The 15,943-nt window shown below is 48.0% G+C and carries 10 protein-coding genes and 1 tRNA gene; 3 read left to right on the forward strand and 8 right to left on the reverse strand.

The window, feature by feature from the left end:
- Window positions 1-12: 12 nt before the first annotated feature.
- The 3 genes from QHH26_07375 to QHH26_07385 all read right to left on the reverse strand — a co-directional run bounded on the left by QHH26_07375 (window position 13) and on the right by QHH26_07385 (window position 7,297).
- A complete protein-coding gene (locus QHH26_07375; protein MDH7481778.1) occupies window positions 13-4,560 on the reverse strand; it encodes an FtsX-like permease family protein in 4,548 nt (1,515 codons plus the stop codon).
- Window positions 4,561-4,657: 97 nt separating this feature from the next.
- On the reverse strand, window positions 4,658-5,971 hold the full coding sequence (locus QHH26_07380) for a pitrilysin family protein (GenBank protein ID MDH7481779.1): 1,314 nt from the start codon (window positions 5,969-5,971) through the stop codon (window positions 4,658-4,660).
- A complete protein-coding gene (locus tag QHH26_07385; GenBank protein ID MDH7481780.1) occupies window positions 5,972-7,297 on the reverse strand; it encodes a pitrilysin family protein in 1,326 nt (441 codons plus the stop codon).
- Window positions 7,298-7,437: 140 nt separating this feature from the next.
- Here QHH26_07385 and QHH26_07390 point away from each other — a divergent pair.
- Both QHH26_07390 and QHH26_07395 read left to right on the forward strand, forming a co-directional pair.
- Window positions 7,438-7,515: transfer RNA gene (locus QHH26_07390), tRNA-Pro, on the forward strand.
- Between the two features lie 29 nt (window positions 7,516-7,544).
- Window positions 7,545-8,963, forward strand: a complete 1,419-nt coding sequence (locus QHH26_07395) for a SpoIID/LytB domain-containing protein (protein MDH7481781.1) — start codon at window positions 7,545-7,547, stop codon at window positions 8,961-8,963.
- A 22-nt stretch (window positions 8,964-8,985) separates the two neighbouring features.
- On the opposite strand, the gene QHH26_07400 is transcribed toward QHH26_07395, so the two are convergent.
- From QHH26_07400 to gyrA, 5 genes are all read right to left on the reverse strand, one after another.
- Window positions 8,986-10,332, reverse strand: a complete 1,347-nt coding sequence (locus QHH26_07400; GenBank protein MDH7481782.1) for an FAD-dependent oxidoreductase — start codon at window positions 10,330-10,332, stop codon at window positions 8,986-8,988.
- A gap of 49 nt (window positions 10,333-10,381) precedes the next feature.
- Entirely contained in the window at window positions 10,382-10,831 is a 450-nt protein-coding gene (locus QHH26_07405) for an SRPBCC family protein (GenBank protein ID MDH7481783.1), read from the reverse strand.
- A 53-nt stretch (window positions 10,832-10,884) separates the two neighbouring features.
- Entirely contained in the window at window positions 10,885-11,499 is a 615-nt protein-coding gene (gene lexA, locus QHH26_07410) for a transcriptional repressor LexA (GenBank protein MDH7481784.1), read from the reverse strand.
- Window positions 11,500-11,613: 114 nt separating this feature from the next.
- Window positions 11,614-12,036: an archease gene (locus QHH26_07415; GenBank protein MDH7481785.1), complete on the reverse strand. Its 423-nt coding sequence runs from the start codon at window positions 12,034-12,036 to the stop codon at window positions 11,614-11,616.
- Window positions 12,036-14,492 carry a DNA gyrase subunit A gene (gene gyrA / locus QHH26_07420; GenBank protein MDH7481786.1) on the reverse strand — a complete coding sequence of 819 codons (2,457 nt, stop codon included), beginning with the start codon at window positions 14,490-14,492 and terminating at the stop codon, window positions 12,036-12,038. Before gyrA ends, QHH26_07415 begins: the two co-directional genes overlap by 1 nt.
- A gap of 304 nt (window positions 14,493-14,796) precedes the next feature.
- Here gyrA and QHH26_07425 point away from each other — a divergent pair, with 304 nt between their 5' ends.
- Complete coding sequence (locus tag QHH26_07425; protein ID MDH7481787.1) at window positions 14,797-15,837, forward strand: uroporphyrinogen decarboxylase family protein; 1,041 nt, start codon at window positions 14,797-14,799, stop codon at window positions 15,835-15,837.
- The last annotated feature ends 106 nt before the right edge of the window (window positions 15,838-15,943 follow it).

The raw sequence follows: 15,943 nt of genomic DNA on the forward strand, positions 1-15,943 counted from the left end.
ACGCAGCCCTGGTTAGGCTTGAGGAGCAGATGCCGACTCAGCCTGGGGCTTTGTCGAGAGGTAGCGCTCCCGCTCCTCTGCCCTCAACGTTCGCCAAATCAAGAACTGCTTTCTTAGTGTGTTTAGGAATCTGCGGTTAACGCGTTTCCAGTTTGATATGTCCCCACTTTCGCGGTTGATGGTCAAGCGAACCTCGTATACATCCTCCATCGAGGTTGGAATTGTATCGAGAATTACCTCCTGGCTAACGCCCAGGTCAAACGGTGCAAGCCACGCCCTACATTGCACTCGGTAAGCTTTCCCAAACTCAGAGTCATATGCTGATGTCTCGACGTTTTGTGTAACGAAATCGCCAACTGAGTATTCTTCATAAGCCTCGAACCATTCAGCGATGAATTTGTTGACGCCTGTCGCCTGCGCACCGGTTACTGCAAATGGAAGTGAAATATTCCAAACATCGCCCACTGGGTCTGGGACCTTCCAACTTCGCTCAATAGCAGGCGTTGCCACCTCAGATGCCTTTCTCGCGGGGTAGATTGTTGAGAGCAAGACAACGCCTACTACTATAAGCGTCGAGAGCACCGCCGACAGCGAGCTGAAGTTTAGATAAAGCCCTGGCAAGAGATGGAATGTATAAATCAACTTCGAGGCACCTTGTCCGATTAGATAGCCAGCAACCGCACCAAGTACGGCATAGACCATCGCCTCAGCGATGAAAAGCATAGCAATATGGTTCGGCGCCAGGCCTAGTGAGCTAAATATGCCAATTTCGCGAACGCGCTCGTATACAGAGCCTAACATTGTATTGAGAACAATTAAGGCTGCAATAAGCACGGGAATAAATACTGCGCTGAACCCCTTGCCGGATTTAGTTGCAATGGAGCTGTATCGGAAAGTTCGGTTGCCAAGCCCAGCATAGAGGTTCAATCCAAGCCTTGGCATTAATTTGTCCAAAACTTCTTTGACTTCCTCGGGAGTTACGAAGTTGATGGCTATTGAGCGAATTTCTCCGCCTAAATTAATTAAAGTCTGATAAGGTACAAAGAAGACGGTATCAGGCTCAAGGTGGGTGTATTCTCGGAATCCAGCTTCACCCATTGTCTTGCCCTGTTGGGTAAGTTTCTGCATCATGATAAAGTCAACTGGTGTCAAAGGCTCGCGGTCAAGGTCGGTTATCTTTTTAAATTTATCATTGTCTATTATGCCGATAATCGTGTACTCTACGCCGCTAAATGTGACCTTTGCCTTCCCAACATCCTCCTCGGTAATTTCGAGTGCCTTTGCAATCGCCCCTGGTATAATCATTGCATAACGATCGCTAGGTCTGAACCACCGACCCTTGATCAATGCCTTTTCAGGATGAGTTACTCGCTTCTCTTCAGGAGTGAATCCGACAATCCCCCTGGCGTCGAAGGTCTTATCGTTGCGCTTTAGGGTCATGAACGTCTGCTCCCCAGGAGCGGCGCCGTAGTACCAAGCTCGTGGAGCGACTGCCCTAGTAGCACCGAATTCGTCCTTAAGGAGCCGATAAGCTGGCTCTTGCAACTGCTCCCACATTGCGGTTCTGAGCATCAAGCCGTTGTACCTAGGCTTTCCTGGCGCTGGGACCTTGTTAAATCGCATCGTCTGAACAATGGATGTAAATGAAAGCACTGTGAACGTTAGAAGAATAAGCGTTATACATGTTAAGAATGTTCTAGCCCGCCGCCTTCTCATGTTCGAGATGCCCAACGAGAATGCCGCCGCCGCTATACTCATCCGACCGATGTCAACTTTGTGAACACCGCTCATGCTTCGGTTGAGAGCTTTCAACTGTTCCTCAAACCTGTTGGTTACAAGCACCGTGACAAGGAAGCTTAACGCTAGCATGGTGAACGCTATAAACACGATCACCGGATTCATTGTAATATCGAACGCAGGATGGAAGTATCGGAAAGCCGCGAATATTCCCAAGAAAATGGCAAACGCTGTTGCTAATTGGCGCTTTAGGTCCGAGAACCCAAAGAGTAGCCGCTCTGCAAAGTATGCGAAGGGTAAAAGCAAGGCTAGATAGAAAATGACGCCGTTTACTACATCCTTAGCCGTCTTTTGGACATCGGGGTAGGCCCGCGACTCATAACCCCAAGCTGCACGGGCGTGTGCATCAAAGACGGAGTATTTCTTCTCAGCCAATGCTTTTTCTGCAAGTTTGATTTCGTCTGCCGCTAGCTTATGAAGTTTGTCTATGCCCTCGTTTATGATGCGGTATTTTCTCAAGCGATTGATGCGGAAATCGTCGAGAATCCACATATCTTTTGCAACCCTGAGGGAGGTATTCTTTATCGGCACGCCATTGCCAACCACATATCCTATGCCTTCAGGCTTCTCTTTTGTGGCATTTATTAATACTAGGCGAGTCGCCGCCGGGCCAGCAGACATTGTTATCTTCAAAAGGGTGTTCGGCATTGTAAAGATGACGGCAACATCTTCAACATGCGAGACCTGCCACTCCGGCACTGCGAGGGAGACGCCATACATCCTAGGCCTTGCATTTGATTCGCCTTCAAAGATGTCTATTTGCGGCAGGGTGCGCAGGGACTGGGGGTCTATTAGGTCGAAAATTGCAGTCGAGCGGCACTTGAATACAACAATAGGTATGTCCTTAATTCCAGTATTTATCGGAATTTCCGTGGGGTAGAAATCCGCACCCCATATGCCTTGGTCAGGTGAATATATGATTTCGCCGCTGTCAGGATCAAGACGATAAGCCGCCACGGACATCTTTCTGGGTGGGCCAGGATATGTGGTCAGCGGCGCAACTCCTGGGAAGCTAAACCTTGCCTCCTTATCCACAGTTCCGATCATGTTCCCGCGAACACCCATAAGGGTCTTGTTTAAATGAACATGTCTAACTATTACTAATGTGTTTGGCACGGGTGTGTTTGGGATGAAGCTTTTCTTCAGGTTCAAGATTAGAACTTGGCCCTGCAGCCTGGCGAAGCCGCCCTGAAGCGTCATTCGAGCGAAGTTTGACGGCTCGGTGATTGGAAACTTAGGCACATCCACAGCCTCAGGGCTATTAGTGTCATGCAGTATATGATAAAAAAGACAGGCAAGCAGTCTAGTTTGCTGGACAAGATTTGCTACGTTTACTTTCTCGGCAACATCAAACGGCGTATCTACAAGTGCGCGGCCATCATCTGTGCTTACAAATGATATCCCTCTAGCTCCTGCAAGCGTGACTGCCTCCGCATCAAGGGCGATTTTGCCTGGAATGAAGTTTCGCCAGTTCTTTCCTGCAATTGGGTTCACGCCGTCTGCAAAGGCTTTTGCAGGGTCAAAGCCAAGTACAGCTCCTATTTTTTCTGTGTTCTCGCGGCAGACTCTGGCAATATCGGAAAACTTATTCTGAATATCTTCCCTGCAATCATAGAAATAGCCCTTGTAGAAAACGCCAACTCCCTTTGTCTGGCTCGATAGGTCCAGCCCAACAAATAGATAAATTTGGGGCGGCTTTCGGACAGTCCGATGGGCCATTCCGGGGATGATTCGAGAGAACCATGCGGCCATTTTCTCGCGGGTGCCCGGCCGCTGGAACTCATGAAGGTGGCGGTCAACATATTCACGGATACCCTGCAGACTTTGGAAGTGAGCACTGGTCGCTATGAACCAAACAGTTCTACCAGGCGGATGCTTTTTAAATATTCGCGCCAGCTCGAGCATCGAGGCAATGCCACAGGCATTCTCCGCACCCGGCGATAAAGAAGGAACTACCGAGGTCGAGTCATAATAGGATTCGATTATTATAATCTGATTTTTAAGCTTCGGGTCGGTACCTTTAATGACGCCTGAAATATTATAAGTCGTCCGACGCTCCCACGGCATACGACACTTGACACGCACCACAGGGGGCCGATTCACCGCACAAAGTGCCTGAAGTGATGCTGCATCTGCCTTCGATATCCAGAATCTAGGGATGGAAACAGGGATGGAGATGAATTTGGCTTCAGCTTCGCCGCGCATCGTGCTGTCAGGCTCAATGAAAATGACTGCCTTGGCACCTAGCCTCGGAGCATTAAGCCACTCAGAGCCGGAGTTAAAGTCCAACATGACGATGCTTCCGTCAACATCATATCCGTCAAACTCTGCGAGCTTTCCTGAGCCAGCGTAAATTAATTGCCCTGTTATGCCCTCTTTAGGAAGTTGTGATGTCCGTACAAGATTGGGCCATATTGGATAAAGACGGTAGGACTTTCCATTGAATTCAAGGGATGCACCTTTATCAACGGGGACGGCAACCTTAAAGGGCTCAACCTTGATATCCTCAAGCCCCAATTTTTTGAATTCGTTTAACACATATTGCGTTGCCGCATCACAGCCTGGATAACCGGCAACACGGGACTCTTGTGCCGATAGAGTATTGATCGTCCGGGCAATATTAGCAGCGCTTACTTCGCCTGCAAGCTTTTGATAGTTTGCAGCTAGAACCGGATCTACTTTGGTCTGCTCGGCAGCGTAGGATACGGATAAGATTAGAAAGCAAAACAGGAAAACTAAGGAGACAGTCCTTCGCACAGACATTCCGCTTTCCTTTCTACAACTAAGCTTCAGTGCATCTGAAGCGCCAGAATTATAGCACACCAATATAGGCAAAATCAACAGATAGCCAAGGGTTTCGTTAACTGCTAGCACTGCCACTAGAAAAAGCTATCGGAACGCCTAAATATCGCTCACTTACTCGACAAATATCGTCCCTCGTAACGGCTCTAATTTTGCTGGCGTACTCTGTGTCGTACTGATAACCAAGGCCCATTATCTCGTACCAGCCAAGGTAGAACGCTCGGTCTCGTACTCTTTCGTGCTTAACGGCGTACGTCCCTATCAAATATCGCTTTGCCCTTTCAAGGTCATCATCGGTGAATAATCCCTCTTTAAGTCTTGCCACTTGCTGGAGGATGGCATCCTTTGCAGTATCTATAACCTGCTGAGTCGCCCGACCTGAATCCATCCCCACAAAAGCTACTATGTGGCTTGGCCCTCGCAGGCTCGGATAGAAGCTTCCCACTTGGTAGCCTATTCCTAGTTCTTCTCGGAGCCTGCGAAATAGCATAGAACTTTTATTGCCGCCAAGCATAACGTTCGCCACTGCCAATGCTGGATAATCAGGCGATGCCATGCCTGCTGTAGGGAAACCAAGCATCAAGTATGTTGCAGGCCCAACAGTTTTGACGACGAATTTGCCTTCAACCGGTGAGTCCCACTTTTGGGCGCCTTCGCTCCTTTGAACAAAGGGCATATTGCTAAAAAGTTTATGCACCTGTTCAGAAACTTTCTCAAAGGAGACCTTTCCAGCAATAGAGATTACTATGTCATTTGGCGCTACACAAAGCCTATGGAAAGCTTCAAGCTGTTCTCGTGATACTCTGCCAATGGCTTGAGGGTCTCCAATAAATGCGTGCCTGTAAGGACCTGCTGGATAAAGAGACTTTCTGAGTTCGGCATATGTAGCGTTGAAGGGTTCGCTCTCGAACGCCTTTGCCTGTTTGAGTACGACCGAGCGAGAGTATTCCACTATTTCCGGATAAAATGCAGGCTTTCGAACTGAATCAGCTAGCAGAGCCAGCGCCTCGTTGCACATCTCGGGAACAGTCACACCATAGATTTCCAAATAGTCCCATTGCCACACTGCATGGAAGCTTCCTCCGACCTCGGAGAATAGGCGTGCTACTTTCCCAGGCGAGCGGCTTTTCGTGCCGCCCAGGATTGACCCTGCAAACAGGTGCCCCAACCCCTGGGTGGCTTTGTCTTCGCCGCTGACATTCATTCTTATAAAGATTTCAATCGCCACGGTCGAGGCTTTTGGCTCAGGTTTGACTATTAGCACCAAGCCGTTGCTGAAAATTGTTTTTACAGCAGGCTGATTGGCAGCTGATACTTGAAAATTAAAAACAAATGTTACGATAATTGCGATTATGATAAGGCGAATATACATCTAACTTCCTTCAGCTGAAACCTGTGGTCCTATTACCACAAGAGTATATTTGTTCCCGCCAAGGTATTTCCGAATGGCAGCGTTAACTTCGGCACGGCCGAGGTTCTGAACGATCTCCACATAATGCGATGCCAGTTCAGGTAATCCAAGCACATAGCCGAGACCGAGCGTCCGTGCTTCGCCAGAGAAGGTTTCCCGCTCGAAAAGGTCGCTTCCCACGACAAGACGCTTACCTTGGCCTATCTCCGATTCCGACAATCCTTCCTGCGCAAGCCTATCAAATTCGCCCAGAAGAGCCTCTTCTGCCTTTTCTGCATCCTCAGGGTCAACAGCTACGAGCACTAAGAAAACAGTTGGGTCTCGTCGAGTCGTGAAATCAGGATCAATTTTCGTGAACCGTATCCCCTTTTCGGTAAATATCGAGGACAACCTTCCACGGTAGCTATCCCCCAGCACACCAAGAAGTATGTCAAGTGCGCATATATCTTTGAACTCGGACGCTGAGGGTGCCCGCACACCCAGGACAATGTAAGCCTGATCGATGTCCATATGAACCCTTCGAACAATTGGCTTTGTCTGCAGGGGCTCTTGTGGCACCTGCACAGCCTCAGATGATTTCATGCGAAAATCTGCAAACTTTGTCTTAACAAGATCGAGCGCCGCTTCAGAGTTTACATCCCCTACTATTACTACGCAGGTGTTTTCCGGCGTGTAGTGGGCTAAATAGTATTCTTCTAAATCCTTTAAGGTAAGCTTTTGGACAGATTCTCGCGTTCCGGTGCTAGGAAACCGGTAAGGATGAACCGAGTAGGCTGTTTCCATGAACAAGCTGAGTGCTCTTTGGGAAGGGTCGCTCTCTGAACGTGCAATCTCATCGAGTATGATACCACGCTCCTTTTCAAAATCTTCTGGGGCAAAACGTGTATTAATAATTGCATCTGCTAAAACGTCCAATGCTACCGGCAGGTACTCGCTGGCAACCGTTGTGTAGAAATGTACATAATCCTTTGATGTACCACCATTCAGCTCGGCGCCAATTCCTTCGATAGTGCGGTCAATCTCGCCAGGACCGTACTTTCGCGTACCTTTAAAGATCATATGTTCAACGAAATGAGAACCACCACGATTTTCCTCTGTCTCATTAATACTGCCAGCTTTAATCCAAATATCAACCGCCGCTAGGTTGATTGTGTGCTCCTCGCGGATGATGACAGTCAAGCCGCTTGGCAGCTTAGCTACTAACGTATCGGTTGAGTCTGATTGAGCGATATTGGCAAGTAGAAAAAGGAAAACTATAATAAATGATAAGTTCCAAAGACTTCTCAAGTTTGGGGATCCCCGGCTTTCAAGTGATAAGCTTATTTTAAACACTTACGTATATAATACCTCCAAACGCATCTGAGAACAGAATTCTGCGATTCGATTCACTTGCATTGTTTAGCAAGTAATGATATAATTTGTTTTGTCGGGGTGTAGCTCAGTTTGGTAGAGCGCTCGTTTCGGGTGCGAGAGGTCCGCGAGTTCAAGTCTCGCCACCCCGACCATTTTATTTGCATATGCAAGAGAAGATCCGTTGAGAAAAGGTCCGCCAATCGAACACGGATACAAAAACCGCCAAAGGTTTTCTTTCGCATCTTGTTTTGCTTTTGTTTTTCTTTTCTGCGTTTCCAAAATCCCCTTACACTCACTGAGTGCTAATGAAATTCCAAAGGATATCATCATTCGAGTTGGGCTTACCAGGAATTTCGCCGGCGTCAACTGTCTGACGCTGACATCCGCCAAGGAGTTCCGAATAGTAGATTCGTCAGGGGAATGCCCAGCTTCCCCAGTGAAAGCCCTAAGCAAGGTTGAAACCTCCCTCAAAGACGGCCTAATCACACTTGCTATAGATAGCAATCAAATTGGTACCTTTAAAGGACCGATTCGGTTCAAGCCTGAAGATTCGGACCAAATTTTTGAGATCATCCAGCCCGCAAAAGTTCGTAATAAGTATTTTCGCGGGACACTAATCATATATGGCGGTAGCGAGCTTTCGGTCATAAATGAAATAGACCTTGAACACTATGTCTACGGAGTATTGCCTAGCGAGGTTCCCCGAGGTTTCAGCCCGGAATCTCAGAAAGCGTTTGCAATTGCGGCAAGAACATATGCGCTTCGATGTATGAAACGCCACTTCGACGCCGGTTTCAACCTATGTGACTCAACCCACTGCCAGACTTATTGTGGTGCTAGCAGGGAGGCGGAATGGGTACGGCAAGCAGTGGACGAAACAAAAGGCCTTGTCATTTCTTTCGACGACAAGCCGATTTTTGCCACCTACATGGCCGACTGCGGTGGGGCAACGATGAATAGTGAGGACTCTGGTGATGGAGTGGTTTCTTTCCCATATTTGCGCTCGGTTGTTGATAATCCCTCAGGCATACCGACGCCCATTAAACCTCCTTCTGCTGATGAAAACAATGGCGTGAATAACGTCAGCGAAGCGGAACCTCCAACTGAGAATATCACTCCAAAGGACTACTGTTCAAAAAGTCCCCATCATCTTTGGACGATTACCTATACCATTGATGAGCTAGCAAACAAACTTTCGGCTTGGGAAGGTAAGATTGGCAAACTTAAAAGCATCGAGTTCGCCGAGTTCGATTTATCAGGGCATGTGAAAGCTGTTCTACTCAAAGGTGATAAAAGTGAGTGTGTAATTCACGGCAAAGAACTAAGAAACGCACTTGGGCATGATAAATTAAAGAGCACTAGGTCAACTTTGACTATTTCACCGGAAGGAAAGTACATCATCACTGGCAGTGGCTACGGACATGGACTCGGTGCTTGTATGTATGGTGCAGACCAACTTGGCCGCCTGGGCAAAACAGCAGAGGAAATCCTCAAGCACTATTATACAGGCGTTGAGATTAAACCAATATGGGAATGCAAAGCTTGGCTTGAGGAACTGCCGAGCCTAATTATAAAAGATGATAAACCTGCCGAGAATTAGCTTCCCATGCGAAATGTAGGTTTTACATCCGACGCCTGATTATTTCGCGCGCCGCTACCACCCCTGATGCCGATGCTTGCACCAAACCGCGAGTGACGCCCGCTCCATCACCAATGGTGAAGAGGTTTTGGATATCCGTTTCAAGCGAAGGTGTCAATCTAAGACGCGAAGAGTAGAACTTAACCTCAACTCCATAGAGGAGGGTATGCCTAGAAGCCACGCCAGGCGCAAGCTTATCCATCGCGTCGAGCATTTCCATTATACTCGTAAGATACCGATAGGGGAGCACAAAGCTTAGATCGCCTGGGGTCGCTGTCTTGAGCGTCGGCTCGACTAAGCCACGCTCTATCCGCGACAATGTTGACCTCCGTCCTGCTTTCAAATCTCCCAACCGCTGGACTATAACGCTGCCGCTCAGTAAGTTCGAAAGTGAAGCTATATACCGACCATAGGTAATCGGTTCGCGAAACGGCTCGGTAAACATCGTGGAAACTAAGAGGGCGAAATTCGTGTTTTTTGTCTTTTTCGTCGCATAGCTGTGCCCATTAACTGTCGTAACGCTATCATTGTATTCCATTACGACCTCGCCATAGGGACAAACGCAGAACGAGCGCACCTTGTCATCAAAAGTCGGCGAGTAGAATATCAGCTTGGGCTCATATACTACGTCCGTGATTGGCTCCAGAACAGGCGCTGGAAGCTCTACTCGAACACCAATGTCAACAGGATTTATAGTCAATTCCAAATCGAGGCGGCGGCTCTCCTCCACTAGCCAGTCTGCTCCTTCGCGACCGGGCGCGACTATCACGAAATCTCCCTCAATAACTTCTCCGGTGGAAGTCTCAACGCCAACAGCTTTTCCTTCGCGAGTAAGAATTCGGCTGACAGCGGTTTCCATCCGTATGTCAGCTTTTTTCTCAATGACCTCGCGAAACTTCCGAAGCATTGCAGGCCACTGGTCGGTGCCAACGTGGCGGACAGCTGACGGGATTAGTTTTAGGTCGGCTAAGGTCGCTTTATGGGCAATGCGGCTTACCTCGTCCTCATTAGTGCCAAAAAGTTTTTCAGGAGCGCCAAATTCAACGTAAATTCGATCAACATAGTTAATAAGACGCTGGACTTCTTCCTCGGGGATATACGTCGTAAGTTGGCCGCCAACTTCAGTAGAAAGCGTGAGCTTCCCATCAGAGAATGCACCTGCGCCACCCCAACCGCACAGTAGCGACCTAGGGACTTCCTTAATGCGTTTTTCGATATCGCTCCCTTTGTCGAGGATTAGGATTTTAATTCCCTTAACTTTTGAAAGCTCAAGCGCAGCAAATATTCCTGCTGGTCCAGCGCCAACGATTATGACATCATATCGCTTCATTTTTCACCATTATAAGCGATTGAAAACTGGGAATGAAAAAACATTTAGTCTAGCCCTCTTCAGCCTTCTTTTTGATTGCTTGGAGCATATTCTCCACGTTTTGCTTCATCAATTTAGCAACCAGTGCCTTAATCATCGGACCAATTAACGGAATATCATATTCAAAGTCAATTACGGAAGTGAATTTTGTACCATCTTCGACTGGTTCAAACGTCCATAAGCCGGAATAGTTCTTGAAATCGCCTTTTACTAGCTTAAATCGGCAGGTTTTTGCCTGCTCGTCCCATTCATCTTCTTCAACCCATTTGACGGTGATCTTAAACTGCTTTATATCGCCGACGAACTCCGAGATTACATGGCTTCCGTCGGGGCTTTTATCAAGGATGGTGACTTTCTTTAGGTCTGGCATAAAATTTGGGAACGATTCGATATCCCTTGCCAGGGCAAATACCTTGTCAACATCGCTTTTAATAACTACCGAACTTTCAACTCTTGGCAATAGAAACCTCCCTTATGATAAGTGGCTTGCAACGAGAAATTGCAAATCTTCGACTACATCTTACGTATTAGACCAACTACCTTGCCAATTATTGTAGCTTCGTCGACAATTATCGGACGCATTGAGGAGTTCGCAGGCTGGAGGCGAATTTTCCCATTTTCTTGGTAGAATCGCTTAACAGTTGCTTCGTTATCAATCAGCGCAACGATGGTATCGCCATTCTCTGCAACAGGCTGCCGACGTACTATTACCAAATCGCCATCTAGGATGCCATCTTCAATCATGCTGTCGCCGTGAACTTCGAGTATGAAACCATCGGCACCAGCAAGGAAATCGTATGGAAGCGGGTAGTAATCTTGGATATCCTCGATAGCTAGAGTCGGCTTTCCGGCGGCAACCTGTCCAACTATTGGCACGTTAACCACTCTGCGTGTCTTTGTCTTCGCAACCGGGCCTGGGAGCAGTTTGATTGCCCGGGTCAAAGCTGCATCCCTTTTGATTAGGCCAGCATCTTCGAGACTTCGGAGGTGCGCATGAACCGTCGAGCTCGAGCTGAGATTAACCGCCTCACCTATCTCCCGCACAGTCGGCGGATATCCTCTCATCTCGATGTGCTGCAGGATATATTGCAAAATTTGCCTTTGTCTTGCCGTCAATTCTTTTGGCATATAAATCCCTCCGGGGAAGTTCAATATCCGGAAGTTGAAGAGCTGATTTGGAATCAAACTGCCATTTATTAAGCTGAATGCTGCATACTTAATTTTTAAAATTTCTCTGAAAGATTACACATCAAATATAACTTGAGCTTCCCAGCAACTGTCTGTTTGACGAACATAAAGGCCGTGGTGAGTAACAGCTTTAATGGTAGCACCAAGCCACTCAATTTGATGGTCGAACGGCAGACCCCAGGCAATACCAATCAGTCGTCCATCCTCGACCTTAGTTACCTTAAACTCAACAAAGAGAACTTCATCAACCTCAAACTGATAGAGTAATTCGCCCAGCCAAGCTCGCAAAAGCTCTTCAGGTTCATCCGCCGACACTTCAATTGTTCTAGAGAATACCGGCTTGTATCTTTCAAGGTCGGCCATCAAGGAAAACATGCCATAGGCAGCATTCTCACACAGCTCTTCAAAAGTAGAGCCATATGCCTTTATACCTTTGTCTGCCGTATGCTCGAGTGCTTCAAAACGTTTGCACGCCACTAGCCTTTTCCGTTATCCTCTTCGTCCTCGTCTTTTCTTGCTATTACAGCGACCGAAGATACCCAGTCACCTTCCTCAAGGTTAATCAACTTGACGCCTTGAGTGCTGCGGCCACAGCATCGAACTTCGCTTAGTCTGATATGAATTCCAATACCTTTTGCAGTCAGGATGAAGACGTTATCATCGCCGGTGACGACATGCGCACTTACTACCTCCCCGCCCTTTGGGGTGATTGCCATAGTTATAAGGCCCTTGCCACCACGGGTTTGGTGCTTATACAACTTAAGAGGTGTCCGCTTCCCAAGACCCTTCTCACTTACGACTAGGAGCTCGCCGTCATCCTTGACTACATCCATGCCGACGACATAATCACCTTCTTGAAGCGAAATTCCTCTTACACCGCCCGACGCTCGGCTTGCTACTCTAAGCTGCGTTTCGGGAAATCGTATTGCCATCCCTTTTCTGGTGACCATAATTATGTGGTCCTTGCCTGTAGTCAGCTTGACCCATCGGAGCTCATCGCCTTCTTCGAGGTCGAATGCTCGAAGGCCGTTTGCTCGGAGATAATGGAATTCGCTTATTGCCGTCCGCTTTACTTCGCCATTTTTAGTGGCCATTACCAAATAGCCCTCGCCCTCAAGTTCTCTCACGGGCACAGTAGCTGTAATTGCTTCGCCTGGTTCAATTTGAATTAGGTTGATTATAGCCGTCCCCATCGCCTGGCGGGAGCCCTGCGGTACTTCATAGGCTTTTAAACGATAAACCCTACCCTTATCCGTGAAGAATAGGATATAGTGGTGGGTTGTAGCAACAAAAACATGCTCCAGAATATCTTTTTCTTTAGTATTCGCCGCAATAACGCCCTTGCCAGGTCTTCGCTGGCTGCGGTATGTATCTGCCGGCACGCGCTTTATATATCCGCCTCTTGTTATGGTGACAATTGTCTCTTCCTCGGGGATTGTATCTTCTTCGCCAATTTCTTCAGCCTCCACTGGGATAATGCGAGTGCGCCGGTCATCGCCATATTTTTCTTTGAGAACTCTCAGCTCCTGCTTGATGATTTCAAAAACTCTTTGCGGATTTGCGAGAATATCCTCGAGGTAAGCTATTTGCTTTAGTACTTCGCGGTACTCGTTCTCAATCTTCTCACGCTCCAAACCAGTGAGCTGGCGAAGAAGCATATTTAGAATCGCCTCGGCTTGGACCTGGCTTAAGCCAAATCGAGACATCATAGTCGTCCGAGCAATTTCAGTTGTCCTCGACTCACGAATTATCTTGATAATCTCATCAAGGAACTGAAGTGCAATTCGCAGGCCTTCTAGGATATGTGCCCTCGACTTCGCTTTCTCGAGCTCATAGCGTGTCCGGCGAACAACAATCTCTCTGCGGTGGTCTACATAAAGCTGGATAATTTGCTTGAGGTTGAGCACCCGCGGCGTCCCGTCAACAAGCGCGAGCATTATCACGCCAAAATTGGTTCTAAGCTGGGTATGTTTGAGTAGATAATTGAGCACCTTTTTGGGATGAGTGTCTCGGCGGAGTTCGATGACTACCCGCATGCCGGTTCGGTCGCTGAAATCGTCAAGAGCGGTAATGCCATCCACCTTTTTCGCCTTCACTAATTCGGCAATGTCCTCAATAAGCTTTTTCTTGTTGACCTGGTATGGGAGCTCTGTGATGACAATTTGGCTCTTCCCGCTCTCGTGCTGTTCGATGGTTACCTCCGCCTGCATTGTGACTTGGCCCCTGCCAGTCTCGTACGCCGCACGGATACCTCGAGTCCCAAGTATTAGCCCTGCCGTCGGGAAGTCTGGGCCCTTTATATGCTGCATCAAGTCCCCAACCGTACATTCGGGATGATCTATCAACCAAATTGTCGCATCTACGACTTCACGCAGATTATGCGGCGGTATGTTCGTCGCCATGCCAACCGCGATTCCTGCCGACCCGTTGCAAAGGAGATTTGGGAATTTGCCCGGCAGAACCATCGGCTCCTCGCGCGTTTGGTCATAGTTTGGCTGCCAATCAACTGTATCTTTATCGAGGTCCTCCAACATCTCGACGGCAAACGGCGACATGCGCATCTCGGTATAACGCATTGCCGCTGGAGGATCGCCATCAATGCTGCCCATGTTCCCTTGGCCGTCAATGAGAGGATAGCGAGCGTTGAAATCTTGGGCCATTCGAACCATGGTTGGGTAGATTATCTGCTCGCCATGGGGGTGGTAATTTCCAGATGTGTCGCCTGCAATCTTTGCAGATTTTCTATAGTGGGAGTTCGGGGTCAGGTTGAGGTCGTGCATCGCCATAAGGATTCGACGCTGGACCGGCTTCAAACCATCCCGAACATCAGGAAGCGCACGGGCTATGATCATGCTGACAGCATAGCCCAAATATGAGCGCTTCATTTCGTCTTCGATGTTTATTGGTATTACTTCTCGTGCAATTTGATTCACAGAAGAGCCCTCGTTTATTAAAAATCAGTACATATGTTCGCACTAGTAATTATACTGGTTATTGCAGGCAATGTCAAACAAAACAGAAAAAGAAAAAGAGTTTGCTTTCTTTATCAGCAAATTATCTTGCAGAAGAGTGTCAGATTCAAAGCATTTGTCACAAAACACGAGATGCCAAACGCACAATCTCATTATTAGAAGCCAAAATGCTAATATCTTGGTTAAGCTTGCCTTTTGGGGGTAAGAAGGAATCTTGGAGAATTTCATTAACTTGTACAGAAAACAATATTGCTTTAGAGCCGCAATGACTTCAAGAGAACGTATACTCTCGGCCATAAGGTTTGATAGGGTTGACCGCATACCTGTTTCTCCTTGGGGCTTTGGGAAAATAAACCCCGAAACTCCGCTTGGCCGACAATTGATACAGAAAACGGACATAATAATTGATGTCGGCGCTGGCTATGATCCTTTCCTCGGCAAAGCAGCTAAGATAGAAAGTCGGCAAGAAGGCGAAACTATAATTACAGTTATCCATACTCCAAAGGGCGACCTTACGAGCCGATACCGCAGGACAGAAGTCACCGGCGCTACAATTGAGTTCCTTCTCAAGGATCCCAGTGATGTTGAAAAAGCACTTTCCATCCCATTCGAGCCGGGTGACCCAGACCTCTCGCATTATTGGAAGCAGCGCGAAAAGATTGGCGATGAAGGGCTTGTAATGATTGGCATGGGAAATGGGGTAGCAACACCAGCCTCATGGTTTTCTCCAGAGGGGTTCTGCTTTGCATGGGCAGATGCACCCAATCTTGTCGAACGCTTGACTGCCGTTGCCACAGAGAGATTGATTGTTTTCGTGGAAAAATGCTGTAAATTAGGCGTGGACGCATTCCGCATTTGCGGCGGGGAATATGCAACTGTTCAATTAGGCCCTGAAGGATTCCGCCGACTCTGCGTGCCCTATGATAGGGAGTTAATTGATGTTATGCACCGTTATGGGGCGGTTGCCCACTATCATAATCATGGCCCAGTGATGCACTACCTAGAAGACTTTGCCATAATTGGCATGGACTCGCTAGACCCACTAGAAGCGCCTCCGTGGGGCGATGCTGACCTCCACGAAGCACGCAAGCGCCTTGGAGATAAAATTTGCCTTGTTGGGAACCTCGATGATATGGAAGTAATTGACAAACTTACTACCGAGCAAGTTCTAGCCATTGCCAGGGAGCGACTTGAGGCGGCGGGTGATAGTGGCTTTATCCTCGGCGGCACGTCATCTGGGACCTATGGCGAGAACGGCGCCCACAACTTCATAGCAATGGCGGAAATGGTACAAGGCAATCTATGAAGCGGTATGCAACCAATGCCGCTTAAACAGCGCAGTGTTTGACAGCATACCACCCTGATGGTATACTGCGTTAAGGAATCTGGCACTCCGCTATTCCACACAATTA

It is taken from the genome of Armatimonadota bacterium (assembly GCA_029907255.1).
Taxonomy (GTDB): domain Bacteria; phylum Armatimonadota; class UBA5829; order DTJY01; family DTJY01; genus JAIMAU01.